The 23,824-nt window shown below is 37.5% G+C and carries 25 protein-coding genes; 10 read left to right on the top strand and 15 right to left on the bottom strand.

What is annotated here, in order from left to right; genetic code table 11:
- Positions 1-43: 43 nt before the first annotated feature.
- Positions 44-178: a hypothetical protein gene (locus AC6EI0_RS10155; protein WP_498506778.1), complete on the bottom strand. Its 135-nt coding sequence runs from the start codon at positions 176-178 to the stop codon at positions 44-46.
- A gap of 176 nt (positions 179-354) precedes the next feature.
- On the opposite strand from AC6EI0_RS10155, the gene AC6EI0_RS10150 reads away from it, so the two are divergent.
- Positions 355-1,557 (top strand): aminotransferase class V-fold PLP-dependent enzyme, encoded by a 1,203-nt coding sequence (locus AC6EI0_RS10150; RefSeq protein ID WP_498522396.1) that lies wholly within the window; start codon positions 355-357, stop codon positions 1,555-1,557.
- Here the strand turns inward: AC6EI0_RS10150 and AC6EI0_RS10145 are convergent, their stop codons facing one another.
- From AC6EI0_RS10145 to yidD, 3 genes are all read right to left on the bottom strand, one after another.
- Positions 1,558-3,087, bottom strand: coding sequence for a UDP-N-acetylmuramoyl-L-alanyl-D-glutamate--2,6-diaminopimelate ligase (locus tag AC6EI0_RS10145; RefSeq protein WP_498522394.1), 1,530 nt, complete (start codon positions 3,085-3,087; stop codon positions 1,558-1,560).
- Positions 3,088-3,303: 216 nt separating this feature from the next.
- Positions 3,304-3,615, bottom strand: a complete 312-nt coding sequence (locus AC6EI0_RS10140; RefSeq protein WP_498522393.1) for a glutaredoxin family protein — start codon at positions 3,613-3,615, stop codon at positions 3,304-3,306.
- Positions 3,612-3,851 carry a membrane protein insertion efficiency factor YidD gene (yidD, locus tag AC6EI0_RS10135; protein WP_498522392.1) on the bottom strand — a complete coding sequence of 80 codons (240 nt, stop codon included), beginning with the start codon at positions 3,849-3,851 and terminating at the stop codon, positions 3,612-3,614. Before yidD ends, AC6EI0_RS10140 begins: the two co-directional genes overlap by 4 nt.
- A gap of 91 nt (positions 3,852-3,942) precedes the next feature.
- On the opposite strand from yidD, the gene rpsD reads away from it, so the two are divergent.
- The 4 genes from rpsD to cysK all read left to right on the top strand — a co-directional run bounded on the left by rpsD (position 3,943) and on the right by cysK (position 8,366).
- Positions 3,943-4,551 carry a 30S ribosomal protein S4 gene (gene rpsD / locus AC6EI0_RS10130; protein WP_269609728.1) on the top strand — a complete coding sequence of 203 codons (609 nt, stop codon included), beginning with the start codon at positions 3,943-3,945 and terminating at the stop codon, positions 4,549-4,551.
- A 104-nt stretch (positions 4,552-4,655) separates the two neighbouring features.
- Entirely contained in the window at positions 4,656-5,828 is a 1,173-nt protein-coding gene (locus tag AC6EI0_RS10125) for a trans-sulfuration enzyme family protein (RefSeq protein WP_498522391.1), read from the top strand.
- Entirely contained in the window at positions 5,825-7,291 is a 1,467-nt protein-coding gene (locus tag AC6EI0_RS10120) for a PLP-dependent transferase (protein ID WP_498522390.1), read from the top strand. Before AC6EI0_RS10125 ends, AC6EI0_RS10120 begins: the two co-directional genes overlap by 4 nt.
- 88 nt (positions 7,292-7,379) lie before the next feature.
- On the top strand, positions 7,380-8,366 hold the full coding sequence (cysK, locus tag AC6EI0_RS10115; protein WP_498522389.1) for a cysteine synthase A: 987 nt from the start codon (positions 7,380-7,382) through the stop codon (positions 8,364-8,366).
- A 9-nt stretch (positions 8,367-8,375) separates the two neighbouring features.
- Here cysK and queA read toward each other — a convergent pair whose 3' ends face one another.
- The 5 genes from queA to lipB all read right to left on the bottom strand — a co-directional run bounded on the left by queA (position 8,376) and on the right by lipB (position 14,345).
- Positions 8,376-9,473: a tRNA preQ1(34) S-adenosylmethionine ribosyltransferase-isomerase QueA gene (gene queA / locus AC6EI0_RS10110; protein ID WP_498522388.1), complete on the bottom strand. Its 1,098-nt coding sequence runs from the start codon at positions 9,471-9,473 to the stop codon at positions 8,376-8,378.
- 53 nt (positions 9,474-9,526) lie between these two features.
- Positions 9,527-10,897 (bottom strand): dihydrolipoamide acetyltransferase family protein, encoded by a 1,371-nt coding sequence (locus tag AC6EI0_RS10105; protein ID WP_498522387.1) that lies wholly within the window; start codon positions 10,895-10,897, stop codon positions 9,527-9,529.
- A gap of 190 nt (positions 10,898-11,087) precedes the next feature.
- Positions 11,088-11,522 (bottom strand): YlqD family protein, encoded by a 435-nt coding sequence (locus AC6EI0_RS10100; protein WP_011294371.1) that lies wholly within the window; start codon positions 11,520-11,522, stop codon positions 11,088-11,090.
- Between the two features lie 80 nt (positions 11,523-11,602).
- Positions 11,603-13,576 carry an AMP-binding protein gene (locus AC6EI0_RS10095; RefSeq protein ID WP_498522386.1) on the bottom strand — a complete coding sequence of 658 codons (1,974 nt, stop codon included), beginning with the start codon at positions 13,574-13,576 and terminating at the stop codon, positions 11,603-11,605.
- A gap of 49 nt (positions 13,577-13,625) precedes the next feature.
- The gene (gene lipB, locus AC6EI0_RS10090) at positions 13,626-14,345 is read right to left on the bottom strand and encodes a lipoyl(octanoyl) transferase LipB (protein ID WP_498522384.1); all 720 of its coding nucleotides are present in this window, start codon (positions 14,343-14,345) and stop codon (positions 13,626-13,628) included.
- On the opposite strand from lipB, the gene hpf reads away from it, so the two are divergent.
- From hpf to AC6EI0_RS10070, 4 genes are all read left to right on the top strand, one after another.
- Entirely contained in the window at positions 14,328-14,912 is a 585-nt protein-coding gene (gene hpf / locus AC6EI0_RS10085; protein WP_498522383.1) for a ribosome hibernation-promoting factor, HPF/YfiA family, read from the top strand. The two genes, lipB and hpf, sit on opposite strands and share 18 nt — an antisense overlap.
- Positions 14,913-14,926: 14 nt before the next feature.
- A complete protein-coding gene (gene deoC / locus AC6EI0_RS10080) occupies positions 14,927-15,610 on the top strand; it encodes a deoxyribose-phosphate aldolase (protein WP_498522382.1) in 684 nt (227 codons plus the stop codon).
- Entirely contained in the window at positions 15,610-16,410 is an 801-nt protein-coding gene (recO, locus tag AC6EI0_RS10075; protein WP_498522381.1) for a DNA repair protein RecO, read from the top strand. Before deoC ends, recO begins: the two co-directional genes overlap by 1 nt.
- Before the next feature lie 106 nt (positions 16,411-16,516).
- Complete coding sequence (locus tag AC6EI0_RS10070) at positions 16,517-17,791, top strand: glycosyltransferase family 4 protein (RefSeq protein ID WP_498522380.1); 1,275 nt, start codon at positions 16,517-16,519, stop codon at positions 17,789-17,791.
- On the opposite strand, the gene proC is transcribed toward AC6EI0_RS10070, so the two are convergent.
- The 6 genes from proC to der form a co-directional block, all read right to left on the bottom strand.
- On the bottom strand, positions 17,682-18,524 hold the full coding sequence (proC, locus tag AC6EI0_RS10065; RefSeq protein ID WP_498522379.1) for a pyrroline-5-carboxylate reductase: 843 nt from the start codon (positions 18,522-18,524) through the stop codon (positions 17,682-17,684). The genes AC6EI0_RS10070 and proC overlap by 110 nt on opposite strands.
- A gap of 13 nt (positions 18,525-18,537) precedes the next feature.
- Positions 18,538-19,113, bottom strand: coding sequence for a cell division protein SepF (locus AC6EI0_RS10060; protein ID WP_498522378.1), 576 nt, complete (start codon positions 19,111-19,113; stop codon positions 18,538-18,540).
- Between the two features lie 155 nt (positions 19,114-19,268).
- Positions 19,269-19,913, bottom strand: a complete 645-nt coding sequence (locus AC6EI0_RS10055; protein ID WP_498522377.1) for a YggS family pyridoxal phosphate-dependent enzyme — start codon at positions 19,911-19,913, stop codon at positions 19,269-19,271.
- Positions 19,914-19,927: 14 nt separating this feature from the next.
- Positions 19,928-20,194: a PipX family protein gene (locus tag AC6EI0_RS10050; protein ID WP_498522376.1), complete on the bottom strand. Its 267-nt coding sequence runs from the start codon at positions 20,192-20,194 to the stop codon at positions 19,928-19,930.
- Between the two features lie 17 nt (positions 20,195-20,211).
- A complete protein-coding gene (locus AC6EI0_RS10045) occupies positions 20,212-21,126 on the bottom strand; it encodes a CbiQ family ECF transporter T component (RefSeq protein WP_498522375.1) in 915 nt (304 codons plus the stop codon).
- A 14-nt stretch (positions 21,127-21,140) separates the two neighbouring features.
- The gene (gene der / locus AC6EI0_RS10040; protein WP_498522374.1) at positions 21,141-22,505 is read right to left on the bottom strand and encodes a ribosome biogenesis GTPase Der; all 1,365 of its coding nucleotides are present in this window, start codon (positions 22,503-22,505) and stop codon (positions 21,141-21,143) included.
- 320 nt (positions 22,506-22,825) lie between these two features.
- Between der and dusB the strand changes: the two genes are divergently transcribed.
- The gene (gene dusB, locus AC6EI0_RS10035) at positions 22,826-23,818 is read left to right on the top strand and encodes a tRNA dihydrouridine synthase DusB (protein ID WP_498522373.1); all 993 of its coding nucleotides are present in this window, start codon (positions 22,826-22,828) and stop codon (positions 23,816-23,818) included.
- The last annotated feature ends 6 nt before the right edge of the window (positions 23,819-23,824 follow it).

Here is a 23,824-nt window from a genome sequence, read left to right as displayed (position 1 = left end):
TATCATTTTCACTAATTTGCCAGATCCAAGCAAAAGCTAATCACTATTCGCTTTTTTGATTGTTCACCTCTAAATGGTGCTCATGAGCATCAATCTCTTTCTCACTTTTTTTTATTTGCCCATCAAACATAACCACCCATTCTTGAGCTTTGATTTTTTTTTCTTTTTTGATATTCATAAACTAATTAAAAAACAAAGAACCATCATACTTGAATAACATATTTTTTGATTTAAAATTACTACTCAATGTCCTTAAAGAAGTTAGGTATTAAGGTTGACATCGCTAGATAAAATAATCAAATTGGTAAGTTAGAAAAAAAAGTATTCTTAATTACCACAACTTAAAGAAAAAATATGACACCAGTATTGTTCAAAGATAATATACCCGCTTTGCAAAATAAAGACTATTTCAATTATGGAGGTCAAGGCCCACTTCCAACTCAATCATTAAGTGCAATAACTTCGAGTTGGCAAACAATTCAAAATTTAGGTCCATTTACAAATAATGTTTGGCCATACATTACGAAAGAAGTCGTAACCACAAAAAATCTCATTGCGGAGATGTGCGCTATAAATCCCAAGAGAATTGCATTTACTGAAAATGTCACCTCTGGATGTATCTTACCTCTACTAGGACTGCCATTTATTGATGGTGATAACTTGTTGATTAGCGATTGCGAACACCCTGGGATAGTCGCGGCATGCAAAGAACTAGCTCGAAAAAAAAATCTAACAATCACAATACTACCCGTATCAAAATTATGCAATGGTAACGACAAGAAAGATGAGACGTATAACAGAGTAGTTGGATTAATTGATGAACATCTGAAAAAGAATACAAAGCTCGTCGTTCTCTCACATCTTCTTTGGAATACAGGACAAATCATGCCAATTGAACTTATTTCCAAAAGACTTAAAGAACATTCAAGTAAACCTTATTTATTAGTTGATGCTGCTCAAAGTTTTTGTCACATACCAATGAAAGGTGCTTGTGACAATGCCGACATCTATGCATTTACAGGACATAAATGGGCTTACGGACCTGAGGGGCTTGGAGCTGTTGCTCTTTCAAAGAGAGTTTTAGAAGAGTCAAGTCCAACATTAATAGGTTGGAAGAGCTTAAAAACTGAAGAAGGAATATATGTCGATAATAAAACTCCTTTTCATTCTGATGGTAGACGTTTTGAGATAGCAACTTCTTGTGTACCTCTTTTGGCAGGTCTGAGGAGCTCTCTAATAATGCTAAGGGATGAAGGTAATGAGACGGAACGCTTTTGTAAAATTAAAAGTCTCAGCGCTATCCTGTGGGAAAAACTAAACCAAATCAAAAAAATTAAACTTGTTTTAAATAGTCCTCCACCTTCGGGAATTATAAGTTTTACTATTAATGGAAATGATTCTCCTGAAAAGGTTGTCAATTATCTTGGTCAAGAGAATTTGTGGATAAGAGTGCTCGAAGATCCTAAATGGCTTCGTGCTTGCGTTCATGTAACAACAGATTTACAAGAGATCGATAACCTCGTCTTTGGTTTAAAGAATTTCATCTCTACTAAATAATCAATATGAATTGTTTTTTAAAGATAATGCTTTTCTAGCTTGTTCACGATCGTCAAAATGAATTGTCTGATCTTTTAGAATTTGATAGTCTTCATGACCTTTCCCTGCGATTAAAACAATATCGTTTTTCTTGGCTTTTGCTATGGCCAATTGAATTGCTATGGCTCTATCTGGCTCAACAAAAATTTCAGAATCAACAGTTATACCTTTTTCAATATCTTTAATGATTTCAATTGGGTCTTCTTGCCGAGGATTATCAGATGTTACAACTATATAATCTGCAAACTTAGCAGCAACTTCCCCCATCTCAGATCTTTTACCTTTATCTCTATTACCACCACAACCAAAGACACAGATTAATTTTTTTTTCGTCAATGATCTCGATGCGATTAAAGCATTTTGCAAACCATCCGGCGTATGTGCATAATCGACTATCACTAGTGGATAACCTTCTTTGACTTTAAATCCATCCATATTTATTAGCTCCATTCTCCCTGGTACTCCAGGGAACTTCTTCAAAGCTGCCAAAAGTTCATTTAAAGGGAATCCCCTTTGAACTAGAACTCCTACTGCTTGAAGAATATTCATTAAATTAAAATCACCAATAAGTGGTGAAAAGAATTTCTCTACCCCATAGGGCGTATGCAATTTCCCTTCACATCCATCTTGCATAATTTGAAGATTACTTATATATAAATCTGGTTTCTCTCTGGTTTCAGAATTCTTTTTTAATGAGCATGTCCAACATTTTTTGTTTAACTCTTTTGCTAATAATGCTCCCCATTTATCATCTACATTAACTACTGATCTAGGGCAATCGTCTTCTATTAAATGTGATCGAAACAAACTAGCTTTAGCCTCAAAATAAGATTCCATTGAATCGTGATAATCTAGATGGTCCCTTGAAAGATTTGTAAATATTGCTCCACTAAAATCACAACCAGCAACTCTATTCTGAGACAAAGCATGTGAACTGACCTCCATTGCTGCATATTGAACCCCTGCCTGAACAGCCTTACTAAGTTGAGCCTGCAAAGGGACAGCAAAAGTAGTTGTGTATTTTGAAGTTTCCTCATGGTTAGGCCATCTATTAATTAACGTTCCAAACAAGGCGGATGGATAGCCAAGCGAAGCAGTCAAAAACTCAATTAAAAATGTTGTAGTCGTTTTACCGTTAGTACCAGTCACGCCTATTAAACAAATCTCACTAGATGGTTTACCCCAAAAATCTGCAGCCAATTTTCCCATAAACAGTGATACAGGATCCGGGATAATAACTACTGGGTCTTCATTAGTTGGTGGATTCAAAATAGATGCTTTTTTACTGATAATGGCTGCACAAGCACCTCTCTCAATCGCTTTTGTCCAATAAATCCCTCCATCAACTTTTTCACCTTTTAAACCTAAAAACAAATCACCTTTTTCGATTGCCCTAGAATCAAATGAAAGATTTTTTATTTCTGGATTCGCTAAGCCTGAAGGGACTTGAAAATCAATTGCCTTCAATAACGTGTGCAGATAACGCGACAAAACAAACCTCTGATGATGAAAAATCAATGAAGGATTAGTTCAAGTATAAAAAGATCTACATAAATTTCACAACAACATAAATCTACTTATGATTCAGTAATTAAAAATAAATTCAATCTTTTTTATAAAATAACTTTATCTATAAAAACAATAAATTATGTTTGTCTCTTGGAAATTAGCAATGTAGTTTAATAAAAATAGGAGTTGATTATTTTCTTAAGCTGTTTGAAAAAAAATATTCAAATTCTTTTGTATCCAAGATAAAAGCATTTCCTCCTTTAAACGTGGAGAAACCCTAGGTAATTCAATCTTTTTCGATAGACTAGCTGAGTCAAGAACTATTACTGGAACATCGTTTGTATACTTAATTTTAATATCTAAAGACACTTTTTCGCAATCTATATCAACAATGGAAAGCACTATGGAAGGTTTTAAATTTTCTAAGCATATATTAGACAATTTTTCTTCAAGTGTTTGACACAAACAGCACCCTTTACGTGTATATAGAATTAATACCTCTGAGTTCATTTGTCTGGAACCGGATCACACCCACAAGGAGTAAAAGGATGACATTTGCTTAACCTTTTTAAAGTCAGCCATCCACCTCTCCAAGGACCATGCTTATTAACAGCTTCTATCCCATAAGCACTGCAACTAGGGATAAATCGACAACTGGGTCCAAACAATGGTGAAATCCACTTTTGATAAAAGGAAATTAAACCAACAAAAACAACTGCAATCGTTTTATTGATCTTTGTGTGCATCTTTATATAGAATAAAATACTGGAGAATAAGGTTCTAATGGATTTACTTCCAGGTTACCCTTTCCAGTAAACGTTTCCAAATTAAATCCCTATGTCTAGATACCGCGGACCTCGCTTGAGGATCACGCGTCGCTTGGGAGACCTACCTGGTCTCACCCGGAAGGCCGCAAAAAGGTCTCATCCCCCAGGTCAGCACGGCCAAGCCCGTCGCAAGCGCTCTGAATACGCGATCCGACTCGAAGAAAAGCAAAAACTTCGATTCAACTATGGTATTTCCGAACGCCAGCTTGTTCGTTATGTAAAAAAAGCTCGTGCTCAGGAAGGCTCCACAGGAACAAATCTCTTGAAACTTCTGGAAAATAGACTTGATAATGTTTGTTTTAGACTTGGATTTGGACCTACCATCCCAGGTGCAAGACAACTAGTAAACCATGGACATGTAACTGTTAATGGCAAGATCACTGACATTGCAAGTTACCAATGCAAGGCTGGAGATGTCATTGCTATCAGAGATAACAAAGCTAGTAAGCAATTGGCTCAAGCTAACTTAGAATTTCCAGGCCTTGCTAATGTTCCTCCACACCTTGAACTAGATAAAACAAAACTCTCGGCAAAGATATCTGCAAAAACAGATAGGGAATGGGTTGCTATTGAAATTAATGAATTGTTAGTTGTTGAGTATTACTCAAGAAAGGTATAGGGCTATACATAGCCTCTTTCTCATTAAATTTAATTATGGAGCCCCTTTTTTTTAGGGGCTTTTTCATGTTTTTCTATAGCCTATAGAAAAACAACTCAAAGGATATGGGATCAGTAAAAAAAAGAGGCAAGGAGTTCAGCACTGGAGTAAACACAAGAGTCATTCATCACAAAGAAAATTTTTCTGGAGAGACAGGATCAATAATGCCTCCGATCTTCCCAACCTCAACGTTCGTACATGGCAATCAAGGTGGTTTTGACTACACCCGTTCAGGTAATCCAAATTTTCGAATTCTTGAATCAGTTTTGTCTGATCTGGAAGAATGTCAGTTCGCGAGTGTATTTAGTTCTGGAGTCGCTGCAATTACAGCAATAGTTTCCTCTCTTAAGGCTGGAGACTTAATCCTTTGTGAGGAGAACCTTTATGGGTGCACGGTGAGATTATTTGAACAAGTTTTTAATCGCTTTGGATTAAAAACTCAATGGATAGACTTTACAAAATCCAATTTTCAAGAAGTCATTTCAAATCAAAAACCCGCGATGATTTGGATCGAAAGTCCGACTAACCCACTCCTTAAAATCATTAATATAGAGGAAATTTGTCAGTTCTCAAATAAACTGGAAATTCCTGTTGTTGTAGACAACACTTTCGCAACTCCTCTCTTACAAAGGCCTCTTAAGCTTGGAGCGACCTTATCTCTGACTAGCACGACCAAGTATATCAATGGTCACTCAGATGCACTTGGGGGTGCGGTATGCACCGAGAGTAACGTATGGAGAGACAAGCTAAATTTCGCCCAAAAAGCTCTTGGCTTAAATCCTTCTCCTTTTGATTGCTGGCTCATTACTAGAGGGATCAAAACTCTTCCACTCCGCTTAGATAAACAAATTAATAATGCATCTAAAATAGCTAATCAATTAGCCGATAATCCAGCAGTAAAATTAGTTAGATATCCCTTCAGAAGTGATCATCCACAACGTGAATTAGCACAAAGGCAAATGGCTATGGGAGGAGCAGTTGTTACTGCCACTTTGGAAGCAACTCAAGCCCAAACTTATTCATTTTGCAAAAATCTTCATTATTTTAAAATGGCAGAGAGTCTCGGAGGAATTGAAAGCCTTGTTTGCCATCCTGCGACAATGACCCACGCTTCAGTTCCCCAAGAAACAAAATTAAAGATTGGAATTACTGATTCACTTATTCGATTTTCCGTCGGATGTGAAGATATTGAGGATCTAAGTGCTGATTTAAATCAAGCATTAGGGAACATCTCTTGACTGAACGAAATTTACTTAATGACCCTTGCTGGAGTGCCAAAGACTTAGGGGAGCCTCTTCCTAGTCGGCCACATGCCGTATCCGTTGCCTTACCAAGATGGGAAGATGTCATCGCCTACGAAGAAAAGGTTCCAGCCTGCATAAATTCATTAAAAGCAATTTACCCTAGATTTGGATTTAATCCGTTTGTTGCTGAGGTAGCCAGGAAATCACTTTTATTTCACAATGAATCTCATAAAAGTAGCTGGCCTTATCCCAATAGCGCCTCTGCTTTAAGTGCACAAAAATATTGTCTTCTGAAAGATTCTGATTGTTTTTCAAAAATAAAAGATTTTCTTGGTATTTCCTGTCTAATTGTTGACCAAAGAAGTGATCTTGCTGCAAAAGCCTTCTGGCAACACACTGGTCTTGGGCTGTCGTCACGTGAAGCGGCAATTGCCCTTGGGAAAGAAAAAAAACCCTCCATTTCTGAAGGTCATTACGCACGAGAAGAGATTCTTGAGCGATTAGCAAATATATATAATTGCGATAAAAGTCTAATACGACTACATCGTTCAGGCATGGCTGCCTTAACGACTATTCTTTCAGCAATAAATTGTATTAAAGGAACTTCTTCGACGCTTCAAATAGGCTTTCCATATGTTGATGTACTTAAACTGCCTCAGATAATTTTTCAAGGAAGCGATCTCATCGTAAAAACAAAATTAAGCCATATAAAAGAAGAGCTAGATAAAAAAAATCCAGCTGCATTAATCATAGAGATCCCTAGCAACCCATTATTACAATGCGTTGATCTCATATCTATTTCTAAGTTAGCTCAAGATAAAAATATACCAATCATCGTTGACGATACGATCGGTTCATCTCTAAATGTTCATCTAACTCCTTATGCAGATGTTGTTTTTAGTTCACTTACAAAAAGCTTCGCTGGAAGAGGAGATATTCTTGCTGGCAGTACTGTCGTAAGTCCTTATTCCAAATGGAAAAAAGAATTAGCTGAGATAATTCCTAAAGTTGCGTTATCTACCCTATCTGATTCAGATGCTATCGAGTTAGAAAAAACCAGTCGAGACGTAAAGGATCGCTTACAAAGATTAAATATATCTTGCTTAAAGCTCAAAGAAAAATTAGAAACAAAAAAAGAAATCTCAAAGGTCTTACATCCTCAATATTGCAAAAATTTCAATTCACTATTAAAGAAAGGAGGTGGTTATGGATGTCTATTATCATTTGAACTTAAAGGGGGGATTGAGGAATCAAAAAGAGTTTATGATTCATTAAGAGTAAACAAAGGACCAAGTTTAGGTACAAATTTTACATTGGTTTGTCCCTATGTTCAGTTAGCTCACTATAAAGAATTGAAATGGGCTGAGAGTTATGGGGTCTCGGAACACTTATTAAGAGTGTCAGTAGGGCTAGAAAATGAAGATGAATTATGGTCAAGATTTAATTCAGTAATATAAAAAAATCACTAACAAAGATTGTCTAAATAACCTATTAGCAAATTTTTTATATAGATTTAGAGTATTAATTAATTAAGTCATTTAAAAAATGTCAAGAATCTATGAAGACAATAGTTTTGCTATTGGTCATACACCATTAGTCAAACTTAATTCGATCACAAAAAATGCAAAAGCGACAGTACTTGCAAAAATAGAAGGCCGTAACCCTGCCTACAGCGTAAAATGCAGAATTGGAGCAAATATGATCTGGGATGCTGAAAAGAAAGGTTTGCTCAACAAAGATAAAGTCATTATTGAACCCACATCTGGAAATACTGGAATAGCCCTTGCTTATACAGCTGCTGCGCGAGGTTACAAGTTAATCCTCACGATGCCTGAATCCATGTCAATTGAACGTCGCAGGATGATGGCTGTTCTTGGTGCTGAATTAATACTTACTGAAGCAGCAAAAGGAATGCCTGGCGCCATTACGAAAGCGAAAGAAATAGCAGATGGCGACCCTCAAAAATACTTCATGCCAGGACAATTTGATAATCCAGCTAATCCAGAAATACATTTCAAAACAACAGGTCCTGAAATTTGGGATGATACCGATGGTCAAATTGATGTTTTAGTCTCTGGCGTCGGGACCGGTGGAACAATAACAGGTGTTTCTCGTTACATAAAACAAGAAAAAAATCATTCATTATTATCTGTTGCCGTAGAGCCCACTCATAGCCCAGTAATAACACAAACTCTCAATGGAGAAGAAATAAAACCAGGACCTCACAAAATTCAAGGTATTGGGGCTGGTTTTATTCCTAAAAATCTTGACTTATCCGTAGTCGATCAAGTTGAGCAAGTCTCCAATGATGAGTCTATTGCAATGGCATTACGTTTAGCACAAGAAGAAGGTCTACTAGTTGGTATATCATGTGGTGCTGCTGCGGCTGTAGCTGTAAGGCTGGCCGAAAGAGAAGAGTTCTCAGGAAAGACAATCGTTGTAGTTCTACCTGATCTTGCCGAAAGATATATCTCTTCCGTAATGTTTGAGAATGTTCCTACAGGCGTTATTAAAGAACCATCATTAGCTTGACTTTTGAGTTTATATAACTGACTCCGGTGTTATCAACATCGCATCTCCATAAGAGAAAAATCGATATTTGTGATGAATAGCATGCTTATAAAGTTTCAACATACGTTTTCGACCAATTAGAGCGCTAACTAAAAGTAATAGAGAACTTTTAGGTAGGTGGAAATTAGTGAGCAATCCATCAATGACGGAAAATTTAAATCCTGGTTTAATTACCAAATCCACTTTACCTTCATACGGCTTCAAAGTTCCTCTTCCTGAAAGGTAAGCAGCCTCAAGGGCTCTCACACTTGTAGTACCAACAGCAAAGACTTTCCCCCCATCCTCCTGACAATTAGTTATCGCTTTGATGGTCTCTTCAGTAACCTCTATCCATTCACTATGTAAATGCAACTGAGATAGATCTTCTTTCTCTAATGGTCTAAAAGTTCCTAAGCCGACATGCAAAGTAATTTGAGCAATTTTAATACCTCTCGTTTTTAAATTTTCTATAAGTTCATCACTTAAATGTAATCCCGCTGTGGGAGCAGCTATGGCTCCTGGTTTCGAAGCAAATCTAGTCTGATAGCTTTCCTCATGACCACTAGATTTGTCCTTATCTATATATGGAGGCAATGGGACTTCTCCACATAAATCAAGTAAATTTTCCATTTCCGTCCAACTAGTAAACTCATTTGAAAATTGAATAATTCTTCCACCTGTTCTCTCATCCTTATCAATGACTTTCAAGATTAAAGAAATATCTGGTGACGTATCCAACCACAATTGATCACCTCCTCTCATACGCCTAGCAGGACGACCAAGACAAAGCCATCGTCCATCACCCCTCGGTTCCATTAGCAATAATTCACCTGCTCCTCCTCCTGATAATCGAATTTTCAATCTTGCTTTAACAACTCGCGTATTATTAACAACTAAAAGATCGCCAGGCTTCAAGATATCCTTTATGTCCCATACTTTTGCATGCACGAGGTTTAAAGAATCATCGAGACCATCTTTAACAATCATCAATTTGGCACCATGCCTACTCTTATTAGGTGATTGAGCAATTAAGTCATTTGGCAAATCATAGTTATATGAGCTTAAAAGATTATCTTTTTGATCTAACACATCAAATCAGATTAAAGTAAGAAAAAATAACTTGTGGCTCAACTAATTAAATCTCAAGACGAGAGGCTATAAGGTTTCTTTTCGATTAAGTATGCCAAATCCTTCAGGAATAGTGCTCCATCAGCTCCATAGATCACTCTATGATCAGCGGTGAGATTTACTTGCATCTGCTTTTTGATTGAAATCGAACCATCTTTAGAAGCAACAACTTTAGACAATGAAGCTCCTACCGCTAAAATTGCTCCAGTCCCTGGGGGCAGAATTGCATCAAAACGATCTACACCAAACATACCTAGATTCGAGAGTGTAAACGTTCCACTGCTATATTCTTGCGGTTCTAATTGCTTATTTCTCGCACGCTTAACAAGATCAGCCCATTGTAGGGATAAATCAGCAAGGCTCGTCTTATCAGCATTTTGCAGCACTGGAGTTATCAACCCTCCGTCCTCCATCGCAACTGCAACGGCTACATTTATTTGTGAAGGATAGGCAATCCCCTCAGAACTAAAAGCCGCATTCACCTGGGGGTGTCTAGCCAGGGTTAAGCCAACTGCTTTAGCAAGTAAAGCAGTCATAGTTACTCCATTCGGTTTAACTTGTTTATAAAGATCATCCAATTCATCAGTAAGAATTGAGTATCCGACCCTGAAACAAGGAGTATTCAAACTTTCCTCCATGTTCCGATTTACAGCTTGTTGAAGAGTATTGAATGCAATTGTTTCCCCTCTAGATCCAAAACTTTTCCCTGGAGTAGGTGGCTTACCAGAGTCAACAGATTTTTTTTCTATGCGAGGCACGTCAGAAACGATTTTCGCTGGAGCATTACTTTCTGCAATCCAAGGAACGCTTATGGGTTGCCCTTTTGCACTTTGAACATCCTCAGCTTGTATTCGTCCATGAGGTCCTGAGCCCCTAACAGTTGCCAAATTCACTCCCATTTGAGAAGCAAGTTTTTTGGCTCTTGGGGAAGCGACTATTCGACCATCATTTAAAAACTGATCCTGATTTACAGAGGATTCTGAAACAAGAGGTGCAGGAGATGCCTTTGTAACTACTGTCGCTTTAGGAGAGTCAACAGAGGCTTGTTTTTCTTGAACTTGAGGCGATGAACTCTCTTTTTCTTGACTACCTGATTGAGGGGAAGGAGAAGGTGCATTTGCTTGAGCTTCAGCGATCTCATCTGCTGTCTCAACGATCAAACCGATTGTCTCTCCAACAGGTGCAGAGCTGCCTGCAGGCATCACAATCGAAGCAAGAAAGCCATCTTGGAAAGACTCAACATCCATATCAGCTTTATCTGACTCAACAACTAAAACTGACTCACCTCTTTCAACTTTATCTCCAGGTTTTTTTAGCCACTCAACTATTTTGCCCTCAGTCATAGTTGAACTTAAAGCAGGCATAAAGATGTCATGAGTGGCCATAATTTGTTCCTATTTCCTTTATGGAGAGTTTGTAGCAAGGCTTCAAAATTTTCTATCTAGAAGCTTTGCAAGTATCAATACATACCAATGTTAGTTCTACATGAGTTTCCTTACAACGATAGTTTTTTTTATGTGGATTTCTTCTTAATATCAAAAATTATTTTTGGATTAATTGTAGTTTGACCAAATTTCAATCTTGATCAATTGCCTCTACTACGCCATCTCTAACCAAAATACTCACACCCATTTTACTGACTAAGTTATCACCAACTTTTAAATCACAAAAGCTGTCAATTTGTCCTTGCTCGACGATTTGTTCCATCTCCAACTCTCTAACTTGAGATTGCTGTGACAGAAGATTTCTTTTTTGTTCTTCAAATTCTGATCTCTTAGAAGCAACTTGGTTCTGAACTTGAGCGACTTGCTCTTGAACTCTTGGGTCAAGGGGATTAGCGCTCTGACGTCTAATACCATCAACAATTTGTTGTCCTTCTTTTTCTAATTCACCAAGTTGTTGATCTATTGCTGATATTGCATTACTTAATTCACGTTCAGCCTCCTCTTTCCATGAAGGTGTTACAACTGCTCTGACAGTTATTGAACGTTTTATAGAAATTGAGTCCACCTGATCAATAAATCATGATTCGACCCATAGAGTCTCAGTAAAACATAGTATTGGTCAATTTAATTGGCCAAACAAACAAATTACAACCCATATATTTCATTTACAAGTTTCAAATCACGTTGGATAATTTTTTCACGTTTTTGCTTAAGAGTTTGCGTTAACAAGCCATTTTCTATTGTAAATGGCTCTACCAAGGCAATTGAAAATAATCTCTCTTCTCTTCTCGATCCGAGACGATTTGCCAGTGATTGATTCATTTCCAATTTTAGAGATTGTCTTAATTCATAATTTTCAGAAGATATTCCAAGAACAACTTTTGAATTCACACTCCTTTCTGCCAGCCATTCTTTTACGTGATCAATTCTTGGAACAATCAAAGCAGCAAGATATTTTTGATCTTGACCCAATAGCAAAGCCTGCTCAATCAATGGACTAGCAATCAAACATTCCTCCAAAGGTCCAGGCTCAATATTTTCTCCACTACTTAGCACAATCGTATCTTTTGCTCTTCCAGTCAGGATTAAGGATCCATCAGAAAGCAACATCCCTAAATCTCCAGTATTAAACCAGCCAGTAGAATCTAAAACCTTCTTCGATTCAGATAGTTTCCCTAAATAACCAGACATTATTTGAGGACCACGGGCAAGAACCAAACCTTTTTGACGCAGTTTTTTTATTTGGAATGTTTCAGGATCTACTATTTTTATCTCAGTCTCTGGCAATGCTTGACCTGCACCCCCACGTATATTTCTCCAAGGCCTTCTACATGTGAGGACTGGACTAGTTTCTGTTAAGCCATAACCAACTAATAATTCAACGCCTAAAGCTTCAAAGAAAGAATCAATATGCGGAGCAATTGCACCTCCACCACTAATTGGGAATCTCAATTTTCCTCCACAAATCTTGGTAAGGATTTTTGGCCATAAATAAATAGAGGAAATTCTATGAATGGGGTACCGTAAAAGAATCTCTACACAAGAAATAATTTGTTCAAAACTAGAAACCCTCTCAATAGTTAAAGAATAAAGTTTTCTTCGTGCCAATTTATATGCCTCACTATTAGAAATCGCACTTTTTATCAAGGTCTTTCTCAGTCTCGGCATTTTATCCACAGCATCCTCAAACCCTAACTTTATTGATTCCCAAAGCCTTGGAACTGTTGCCATTACTATTGGCTTAACCTTTGGCAAATCTTCCTTAAGATGCCTAATTGATGTATATGTTTGAGTACAACCACAAGAAAAAAAATAATATTCTGCACTACGTTCATATGAATGCCAAATTGGTAAGACACTTAAGACAGGAGCGCCTGGAGAAGGGTTCGCTACGCAAGCAAGAGACCTAATTTGATGTAATAAATTAGAATGTGTTAGTGGAACTCCTTTAGGTTTACCAGTCGTTCCAGAAGTATATAAAATCGTTGCTATTCTTTTTGTTTGCCTATCAATTATTTTCTCCTGTTTGCTTACATTCTCTATATTCAATCCTTTCTTCAAAAAAGTCTCCCATTCAAAAACGCCTTCACAAGCTTTACCCTCAAGTTGCAGAACAAATTTCAAACTATTGATTTGATCATCATTAAGCGAAAGTCTTTCCCATACATCGGAATTTTGAACAATCAATCCAACCGCATTTGAGTCTTCAAGAATATATCTAAGTTCACTTGGTGGAGCAGTCGCACCTCTAACAGAGTCTGTTGCACCTATTCTCATAAGACCTTGATCGGCGATGAGCCATCTAGGACTATTTTCGGCAAAAAGAGCGACCACCTCATCAGGTTCTACTCCGACCTGAGAAAAAGCAGATGCTGCCATAGAAATATTGTCTGCAAGTTCTTCATATGTAAAGCTTTCTGGGTGGAAAGTATGTGGTGAATCAACTGCCAACACCTCCCCTAACTGAAGTTTTAATAGTTCCCAAATCTCGTCAACTTGAGTGATCTTATTAAGATGAGATCTTCTATTAATTGCTTGTTCCTCTTTCCTATTAGGGATCCAAAAAGCCAAAGCATCCTCAGAAGAAAATATATCCTTTTGTGATTTAGTTTTTGTCATAGCCAAAAAATAATTTGTTATTTTTTTAGTGATATTTAAAGAGGTTGATTTATTTTTCCCAGTTCAATTTAAAACGTCTTTTAACAGATTCCCTTAAAAGAGGCGTAACGTCACAGACTTTGATGCCAGGTATCCAATCACTCAATTTCCCTACTTTCACTTTATCTAATCCACAAGGAATTATCTTTTCAAAACCAATTAGATCACAATCTACATTTAGTGAAAATCCATGCTGAGTCACCCATCTCTTGCAACCAATTCCTATTGAACCAACCTTTTTATCTTCACACCAAACTCCTGTTAAGCCATCTAACCTCTTCCCCTCTATTCCCAACAAGTCAAGAACATCAATCAGCACTTGCTCCAGTTCTCTCAGATACCAAGATAAGTCTTTTTTGTGAAGACTTAAATTTAGAACCAGATATCCAACGATCTGCCCAGGCATGTGATGCGTAACTTCACCTCCTCTCTCAATACTAAAAACTGGTAAAGGAGAATTATTTTCTTCAAACAACAAATTTTTTTTATCGCTACCTCTACCCATTGTGAAACAAGAAAAATGTTCAAGAAGCCATACTGCTTGGGGTGAGAACGGTTCCTCAATAAGGTTTTTTTGAAAATTCTTCTGCCAACCTAAGGCAGTCTCAAATGGAACAATATTTTTAGGTTCAAAAAGAAAAGCGGAAGAAGATTGTGCAAGTTGAGGGGTTAGATCTAAGTTGCTATTAGGCCCTGACTCAGGCGAAACAGAATGAAGCTTCTTATCCATGGACGCAATCTTGAATTAACTCCATCACTTCGTGATTACACCAAAACAAAAATTGATAAAGCAACTCACAATTTCCAAGAAATGGTGCAAGAAGCTGATGTCCACCTCTCAGTCGCTCGAAATCCTCGCGTGCCACAACAGACAGCTGAGGTGACTGTCTTTGCAAACGGAACAGTAATAAGAGCCCAAGAAAGAAGTGAAAATCTCTATGCAAGCATCGACTTAGTAGCAAATAAACTTGCACGGCAATTACGTAAGTACAAAGAGCGACATAACAGTCACAATGTTCATAATAATCAGTCAACGAAATCAGTCCAAAACGAAGAAACTAAAAATTTTTCTTCCTCGGATCATTCGCTCATTGAAGGTAAAGAACCTCATTTACCCAGTCCAGGAGTAAGACGCAAATATTTTGAGATGAATCCTATGACTATTGATCAAGCAAGAGTCCAATTAGACTTGATTGATCATGACTTCTATCTATTTAGAGAGGAAGAAGGGTCAGCTTTGCGAGTTATTTACAAGAGAAATCATGGAGGATATGGCGTAATCCAAGAAAAAATTTAGAAACTTCTAGTCAAATGAGTATTCACAGCTTAGAAGAAGCTCATACCAATATTGCTAATGTGATTTATCAAGCAGTCCTAAATCCTCATTTTGATAAAGAAGCGATTCTTCAAGTTTGTGATGCATCTAAGCAAAATGGCTTTGCAGGTTTATGTACTAGTCTTTCCAATCTATCAATTGCACGTGAAAGGTTAGGCAGCAAAAGTACTACAAAATTAATCTCAGTAATCGCCTTCCCTTTTGGGTTTATCCCAACTTCTAACAAACAAAAAGAAGCCGAGTATGCAATAGAGAAAGGAGCAGAAGAGTTAGATCTTGTTCCAAATTATTTTGCATTAAAAGAAGGCAATATAGAACTATTTGCTGAGGAAATAAATCAAATAAGTGAACTTGGTATTCCCGTAAGAGTAATAATGGATGCAAATACAATCTTACACTTATCAAAACTTTCCTGGGCAATTGATGCATTAATTGATGCGGGCGCAATTGGAATTCAAATAGGCAATGGTTTTGGGCCATCTATCTCAAAGGATCAAACTAATCATGTCTCTAAAATTGTAAAAAATCGCTGTTCAATTAAGACTGTTGGAGGTATTAAAACTTTTGATCAAGCAATAGAACTTATTGAAGCAGGGGCAACATATATTGGAACAAGTTTTGGTTTTGAAATTACTCAAGAACAAAAGAAAAAGGAATAATGAATTCAAATCAAAGAATAAAAGGTCTTTCTTTAAAAGTTGGACCACTAGGTGAAAATGACAGGCTTTTAACGATACTTAGTGAAGAAAATGGGATATCACGTCTCGCAATACCAGGAGCAAGAAAACCGAAAAGTAGACTTGGAGCTACATCACCGTTTAATTTTTTAGATTTACATATAGTCGGGAAAAAAAATCTAAGGCGAGTTACACAAATAAAAATTATTAAGAGTTATGGGAATCTTGGCAAAAACATCGAAACACTTTCAGCCGCACAAGCAATTTCCGAGCTGATTATGATTTTAGTTGGGAACGAAGACCCGCAAAAAGATTTACTGAAACTGGTTTTAATCCATCTAGATAGACTAAATGAATTACATAAAACAGAATTTGAAACATTAGAAGCTTTAGCAATAAGTATTCAATCATGCATTCATTTATTGGCTCTAGGCGGATATTGCTTACCGCTTCAAAACTGTTGTTACTCAGGCTCCAAGCTAATACCCCCTATTGGAAAGTGGAGTTGGAAATGTAGCTTTATTCCTGAAGAGGGTTTTGCAATTGGAAGAATGCCTAATGCAAGCACAGAGCTTAATCCATCAGAACTTGCTTTACTTCAGAGACTCCTACTAGAAAAATTACCTTTTCACAGTAATGGAAAATTATTAGGTCCTAAAAATGTCTGGTTAAAACTACTAAAAATTGTTGAGACCTGGATTGAAACTCATTTACAAAAAAGAATTACATCTCTGCAAATGATGAGAGAGGTGATAATTTGCAATGATCTAAATACTAATTAGAACAACATATTTAAAAAAATTATTATTTATGAATTATTTAACTATTACAATAGTTAGAGAAGAAATTTATGATAGCTGCTAATTTAAAATACCGATTTTTTTAGAGTTGACCCATATCGCCTGGCTAGGCAAAAAAACACCTTTTTGCGGGAACGTCTGTTACGGACTTAGCACGACTGAAAAGCTTAGGGAGAGAGGATATCAAACAAGTTTTATTCACTTTGATAACCCAACAAGAGATGGGAATAATAAAACTTCCCTATTAGCCAATGATCCTGATGTAAGTCTTCCTTATTTAATTAAATCTCAGGTTTACACAATCCCTTCATTAAATGCTCAAAGAGAGCTTAGAGAATCTCTTTCAAGACTTAAACCTGACTTAGTTCATGCAAGCCTGACTCTTTCTCCTTTGGATTTTCGACTACCTGAGCTTTGTCATAAACTTAATTTACCCTTGATCGCAACTTTTCACCCTGCTTTCGATTCGAAACTAAGAAATCTGACTGCCAATACACAGCAACTTACCTACCAACTTTATGCACCATCATTGGCCAAGTATGACAGAGTAATTGTTTTTTCAGATTTGCAAGCAGAAGTACTTGCCAAACTAGGTGTTAAAGAAAGCAGACTCGAAGTAATCCCCAATGGAATTGACATAAAGAAATGGAACCCGCTGAAACCAAGTAATTCACAAAACGAGCTGCATCATGCAATAAAAAAGAAGCTCGGTTCTGAGAGAATATTTATCTATATGGGTAGAATAGCCTCTGAAAAAAATGTTGAAGCTTTACTACGAGCATGGAGATTCGTCCAGCCAAAAGGATGTCGACTAGTAATAGTAGGAGATGGGCCACTAAGGCCAACGCTCGAAAATCATTCAATCTTCAATAAAGAAGATAATGTTATTTGGTGGGGATATGAGGCCGATCAAAATAAAAGGGTTGCTCTTCTTCAAATCGCTGAGGTTTTTATACTCCCAAGTCTTGTAGAGGGATTATCTATCGCCTTGCTTGAAGCCATGGCAACTGGAACAGCATGCATAGCGACAGATGCTGGAGCAGATGGAGAAGTGCTTAAAAATGGAGCAGGAATAATACTTAACACTGAGGGGGTTACCTCTCAACTAAGGACTCTTTTACCTGTATTACGTGATCAACCAGTACTTACACACGAATTAGGTAGACGTGCTCGCATGAGGGTAAAAGAAAAATATACACTTCAACAGAATATTGACTCACTTGAAACTCTATATGCAGACGTACTTAAGTCATCTAACTCGAAATCTCCTCAGCCAATTGACGACTCTTCTGAGCAGCTAAAACAACTGCTTCAATTAAGGCGGATCTCAAGCCCGCAAGTTCAAGGTGTCGAAGAGCGTTGATTGTAGTGCCTGCTGGAGAGGCAACCATATCTTTAAGTTCAGCAGGGTGCAAACTTTTTTCTCTTAATAGCGATGCAGTGCCTGAGAGGGTTTTATGAGCTAATTGATTGGACAATTGTCGTGGTAATCCTGCTGCCACAGCACCATCAGCCATTGCCTCAAGCACTAAAGCTAAATATGCAGGTCCTGAAGAAGTTAAAGCCAAAAAGGAATCAAGCTTTTGCTCCTCTAACTCGTAAATTTCACTAATAGGTTCAAAAATCTTTCTAACGACTTCCTTCTGATCGAAAGTTATACTATCATCCCAAGCCAAACCAGTAAGCCCTTGACTTACAAGACAAGGAGTGTTTGGCACTGCTCTTACACATGTATGTAAGGGGAAAGCTTTCTTAAGAGTTTTCAATGTTATTCCAGCCAAGACGGAAATTAACAATGGTTTGGGGAAGTGAGCTTTCGATTGGAATGTTGAATCTGATTCTTTGATTTTGCTGAATTGTTGAGGTTTTACAGCCAAAATTTTCAAAGGAGCATTCCATATCTCTGTCGAGAAAGAGTCTTCACTCGATACGACTTTTATTTCTTTTGGAAGATCATTCAACGCAGGCTCAATACTTGAGCTTTTACCAACAATTCCTAAAACATTTTCAGGTTTGTATTCACCTCTTTCCAAAAGAGGGGAGACAATAGCTTTAGCCATACTGCCAAGGCCAATTATCCCAATAGAAATTTCCAATCTATTTAATCACTCAAAGAGCTGTAGCTACTGTCTCCCCCCACGCAGGTTCTGGAGCAGGAGAGGTTTCCTTAGACATCAAGTCATGACCTTTATTAGCCATATTTGAAGGGGAAGCTTCCTCTTGGAATGAATTAGTAACTGTCACACAAGAAGGCGCAAAAAGGAAAATACTTTCTCCAACCCTCTCTTGATGTCCATCAATAGCAAATGTTCCACCTGCAACAAAATCAACCGCCCTTTGCGCCTGATCAGGCTCCATCATTGTGAGATTTAAAATAACTGTTTTACGCTCTCGCAAAGCTTGGATTACTCTCGGCATTTCATCAAAGCTACGAGGTTCCATCAAACTAACTTCAGAATCATTTGTTGAAATCCCAGGCATACCTATGACATTTGAAGAAGTATAACCACCTCTCCCATCAAAAGGATTAGGCTGAGAGATTGTTGCCATTTCTCCGTTTCCTACTTTGCTCCCTTTATTAAAATTCTCAAAGTCTTCACATGTGTCGTAGTCGAGCTCATCAAAATCACTATCTAAAAAGTCATCACCAGCGACGACAGCACGAAGACGGGAAATAAGCGACACCAGTTAATCCTCTCGGGATGATTTGTTAAAAGTTGGATAAGCCAACATCGGATACATCTTCAACGAAATGAAGGATGAACCATATACTTAAATAACGTTCCTTATCTAAAGGGGCAAGCTTTTTTATTAGTTTTTTCATATCTTCGACAATTTCTCTAAGTTCGACGTTTGCCAAACAAAAAAGATCCCAAACGAATCCAAGTAGCGCCGACCTCAATAGCCTCTTTCCAATCATTGCTCATGCCCATTGAGCAATCCTTTAATCCCAAATGATTTGCAAGGTTTTTACATTCATGAAATAAATCTTTTCTTTGATAGGAATCAAGAGCAATTGGTGGAATTGTCATTAGGCCGATCAAATTAACATTATTCAAAGCAATAATCTTAGACCAACTGTTCAAGAGATCTTCCTTTGAAAATCCACCCTTTTGGGGATCATTCCTAAATTTTACTTGTAAAAATAAATTTGGAGTTTTTTGCTCTTCCAGCGAAATTCTAGAAATTCGTTCAAGCAACGACAAAGAGTCAACAGAATGAATAAAGTCGAATTCTTTAATAACTCCTCTGACTTTATTTTTCTGCAATGTCCCTACAAAATGCCATCGGAGTTGCTTCAGATCATTCAGTTCGTTTTTTTTTGGGAGAGCCTCTTGTAAACGACTTTCTCCAAAATCCACCTGACCATAACCAGAAAGTTTACGAATGGATTCTTGATCATGCCCCTTGCTCACTGCAAGTAAACTAACCCCTAGGGGTAGTGAATTTATTATCGATTTATATTCAAGAAAGTCAATCACCATCAAATCGACCAAATTTACATAAAAGTTTGATTAAATAATTCCTTCCAAACGTCAATGTCTGATGATTTTTCTCTCTTACATTTAGACAAATGCATTTCTGAATAATGCCGAGCATCCATATATGGAATGACCTCAAAAGTTGCTCCTCTCGGTTGCAAAGTAACTAAAAAAAATATTTTTTGCGCATATAAAGTTGCATAAACATCTCTACCATTAGTTGCTGGTGAAACCAAATATAACATTCCAAAAGTTGGGTGATTCAGGTAGCGTTCAGCGTTCAAATTTTAATTGTTTTTAATTAAGATGTACCATACATACAACGTAATACAATAGCTATCAAAAGCACAAAAATCGAATTTAAATTAACCCACAAATATCTAGGATTAACAACAATACTAGGTCGTAGTTGCTGGGATGACAGCCAAAGCCCCTCTCTTGACATTAGAGAATCAGCTCCCTGTTCTGCTCTGAGCAAAATATTTGACAAAAGTCGTTCTCCTAAAGTTACAAGCAAATCTAATGAACTTTTTAATCCCAATTTTCTAAATTCAATTGCCCTCACACCGACGGAACGAAAGAGGTTTTGGAGCTCCTCTTGAACTAAGGGTAAAAATCGCAAAGCCAAAAGAAGTTGAAATGACAATTTTTCCATAGGGACTCCCAACGAAGCCAAAGGAGAAAAAAACCACTTGATTGCCCATACAAGATCTTCAGGAGGTGTTGTGATTAACATCAAATTCACACTATGAATAACAGTAAAAATTAAAGTCGAAGTTTTAATGCCTAATTCAGCAGAGCGACGATCAACGATTAATGGCCCTAATGAAATACCCCCAAAGTTAAATGGCCCCAGCTTAAAAATCTCCCATGATCGAGTCATAACAATTGCTCCTGGTATTTCATCAGGTGCTCTTATGGTCAATTCACTTGACGCTTCACTCGCGGGTAAAACAATTGATAAGAATCCGATAATTAAAGAGAAAAACAATAGAAATACCAGAGACCTCCACCAAATGCGAGGAGGTAGCAAACTAAGAAACGTAATAAATAAAAGAAACAAAGCTATTGAAATTCTCCAGATGGAATTAGCTAAAATAGGAGATAACAAAAACACCAAGATCCAGGAAAGTTTGATTCGAGGATCAATACCACGAAGCCAGCTAGATTTGCCAGAGACATATTGACCAATTGGAATCTTTTTTAGCCAATCCATAAAAATTACTAATTTCAGCCCCCTCTCTGTTCGCGTGCCAAGTCTTTTTCGACATCGCGTTGCTGCTTCCCTCTCCAAAACAATTTTATAGGAGTCCCTTCAAACCCAAGTCCCTCTCTAACTTGTCTTTCAATATATCTTCTATAGGTTTCCCCAAACAATTTAGCTTCATTCACAAAAAGAGTAAAGCTTGGAGGATTAATAGCTACTTGAGTACCGTAATAAAGACGCCCTTGTTTTCCGCCTCTTGTGGTAGGGGGACTTCTCCATTTCAAAGCCTCAGTTAGGACCTCATTAACAACTGATGTACTAACTCTTCTTCTATTTTGATCAACTGCCAAAGTAGCTAATGCAAAAATGCCTTCAACTCTTTGTCCCGTCAGCGCAGATGTAAAAATCATCTCGGCCCAATCGAGGAAATATAATTTCGAACGAATTTCTTTTTCCATTGCAGACATTGTGTGACTATCTTTTTCAATAGCATCCCATTTGTTTACGACAATTACACATGCTCTTCCTTTCTGCTCAATTTTACCTGCAAGTCTTTGATCTTGTTCTGTCACGCCATCCAAAGCATCAATAACCAATACACAAACATCACTTCTTTCTATCGCCTTAAAACTCCGATTAATGCCGAAGAACTCTGGACCATAGTTAACACTTCTACGTCTACGGATTCCCGCCGTATCAACTAATTTCCATTGTTTACCATGATGAGTTATTCGAGTATCAATCGTATCTCGAGTCGTGCCCCTAATCGAACTAACAATTGCTCTTGCTTCTCCACAAATAGAATTAAGAAGACTTGACTTTCCTACATTTGGTCGGCCAATGATTGCCAATTGAACAGGAGAATCATCGACTTCATCTAAATCTTTTGAGGGGAACAACTTAACCACATGATCAAGCAAATCCCCGGTCCCTACTCCATGTATGGCAGAAATTGGATATGGTTCACCGAGACCAAGCTTCCAAAATTCTGCTGCCATTGCTAACCCTTGCTCGGGTGATTCACATTTGTTAACCACAACGAGTGTTTTACAAGAATGAGACCTCAAAAATTCAGCAATCGATTCATCAGCAGTAGTAACCCCCTCTTGGCCATCAACAATTACTAATGCAACGACGGCTTCTTCAAGCGCAAGATTAGCTTGCTCTCTTATTTCAGGAAGGAACTCAGTATCGTCATCAAAAACCAAACCCCCAGTATCTACAACTTTAAAATCTCTATCTCTCCAAAATCCATCTTGATAAGTTCGATCTCTAGTTACCCCTGGTTCATCATGAACAATGGCTTCCCTGCTCTGACATAAGCGATTCACCAATGTAGATTTCCCAACATTTGGGCGTCCAATTATTGCGACTATTGGCAGCGGCAAAATTCTCTACCTTTAATAAGATTATGTAACCTTTATAGGCCAAAATCAAGATTAATTCTTCATACTACAAGTCTGAACAGAGAGTTATATTAGAAAATGAGGATTAGAAATAAAACTGACCCAAAAAGATTCACAAAAAAAGGATTCATTCACGACCAAACTATCCTTAATATCAATACTTCTGGATTTGATAGCATCTCTGAAAGTGCCGTTTCCTTAAAAGCATCATTAAGCATTTTTTGCTTATTTTTTGAAACCAAAAAACAAATCAAACTTTTTCTTTTTGTAATGACAAAGAAAAATTCAAACCTACTTTAGAGATGAAAGTGTTATCTCCGATTTTGTTATCAGGGAATGGAACTTCTAGATCATTAGACTGTCCAGTTATTCAATCCCCACTGGCAGGTGTAAGTGATCAAATCTTCAGAAAGTTTGTTCGTAGATGGTCTCCAAAAGCTTTACTTTTTACAGAAATGGTGAATGCTAAAAGTCTTGAGCTAGGTCATGGGGAAGAAAAAGTAATTGAGCTTTCAGAGGAGAGTGGTCCAATTGGTGTTCAACTGTTTGACCATAGGCCAGATTCAATGATAGACGCAGCTGTCAAAGCCGAATCATCGGGTGCATTCCTTATAGATATAAACATGGGTTGCCCAGTAAAAAAAATTGCGCGGAAAGGGGGAGGAAGTGCTCTATTAAAAGAACCAGAACTTGCTCAATTGATCGTCAAAAAGGTTTCCAAGGCAATATCAATTCCATTAACAGTAAAGATTAGGTTGGGTTGGGATGAAACCACCAATGATCCAATATCTTTTGCTTTAGGGCTACAGGACGCTGGGGCGCAACTAATAACTGTTCATGGCCGAACGAGGAAGCAAGGATTTTCTGGGAATGCAAATTGGGAAGCTATTTCAAAAATAAAAAAATCATTAGATATCCCTGTCATTGCCAATGGTGACATTAAAAATTCTCGTGATGCCATCGAATGTTTAAAGATTACGAATGCCGATGGGGTAATGATAGGGAGGGCAAGCATGGGAGCTCCATGGCTGGTTGGACAAATTGACGCGGAAATCAAAAATCAAAAAACTTTCATACCACCTGACGCAAAGATGAAAATCAGCTTATCCCTCGAACATCTCAAATTACTTATTTTAAAAAAAGGTAATCATGGACTTTTGATTGCCAGAAAACATATGAATTGGACTTGTAGAGGCTTTCAAGGCGCCTCTACGCTACGCCAAAAATTAGTTAGAGCAAGCTCTCCAAATGAAGCTATAAAACTTCTCGAAGACGAGCTGATTAAATTCAACTAAAACATT

This window comes from Prochlorococcus sp. G5PB11, from assembly GCF_059772425.1.
Note: the sequence above shows the minus strand (reverse complement) of the source record. Positions and strands in the feature narration are given on the sequence as shown.

Coding starts and splice junctions, on each gene's coding strand:
- AC6EI0_RS10155 (WP_498506778.1), bottom strand. CDS start 178: ATGAATATCAAAAAAGAAAAAAAAATCAAAGCTCAAGAATGGGTGGTT.
- AC6EI0_RS10150 (WP_498522396.1), top strand. CDS start 355: ATGACACCAGTATTGTTCAAAGATAATATACCCGCTTTGCAAAATAAA.
- AC6EI0_RS10140 (WP_498522393.1), bottom strand. CDS start 3,615: ATGAACTCAGAGGTATTAATTCTATATACACGTAAAGGGTGCTGTTTG.
- yidD (WP_498522392.1), bottom strand. CDS start 3,851: ATGCACACAAAGATCAATAAAACGATTGCAGTTGTTTTTGTTGGTTTA.
- rpsD (WP_269609728.1), top strand. CDS start 3,943: ATGTCTAGATACCGCGGACCTCGCTTGAGGATCACGCGTCGCTTGGGA.
- AC6EI0_RS10125 (WP_498522391.1), top strand. CDS start 4,656: ATGGGATCAGTAAAAAAAAGAGGCAAGGAGTTCAGCACTGGAGTAAAC.
- cysK (WP_498522389.1), top strand. CDS start 7,380: ATGTCAAGAATCTATGAAGACAATAGTTTTGCTATTGGTCATACACCA.
- AC6EI0_RS10105 (WP_498522387.1), bottom strand. CDS start 10,897: ATGGCCACTCATGACATCTTTATGCCTGCTTTAAGTTCAACTATGACT.
- AC6EI0_RS10095 (WP_498522386.1), bottom strand. CDS start 13,576: ATGACAAAAACTAAATCACAAAAGGATATATTTTCTTCTGAGGATGCT.
- hpf (WP_498522383.1), top strand. CDS start 14,328: ATGAAGCTTCTTATCCATGGACGCAATCTTGAATTAACTCCATCACTT.
- lipB (WP_498522384.1), bottom strand. CDS start 14,345: ATGGATAAGAAGCTTCATTCTGTTTCGCCTGAGTCAGGGCCTAATAGC.
- deoC (WP_498522382.1), top strand. CDS start 14,927: ATGAGTATTCACAGCTTAGAAGAAGCTCATACCAATATTGCTAATGTG.
- recO (WP_498522381.1), top strand. CDS start 15,610: ATGAATTCAAATCAAAGAATAAAAGGTCTTTCTTTAAAAGTTGGACCA.
- AC6EI0_RS10055 (WP_498522377.1), bottom strand. CDS start 19,913: ATGGTGATTGACTTTCTTGAATATAAATCGATAATAAATTCACTACCC.
- AC6EI0_RS10045 (WP_498522375.1), bottom strand. CDS start 21,126: ATGGATTGGCTAAAAAAGATTCCAATTGGTCAATATGTCTCTGGCAAA.
- dusB (WP_498522373.1), top strand. CDS start 22,826: ATGAAAGTGTTATCTCCGATTTTGTTATCAGGGAATGGAACTTCTAGA.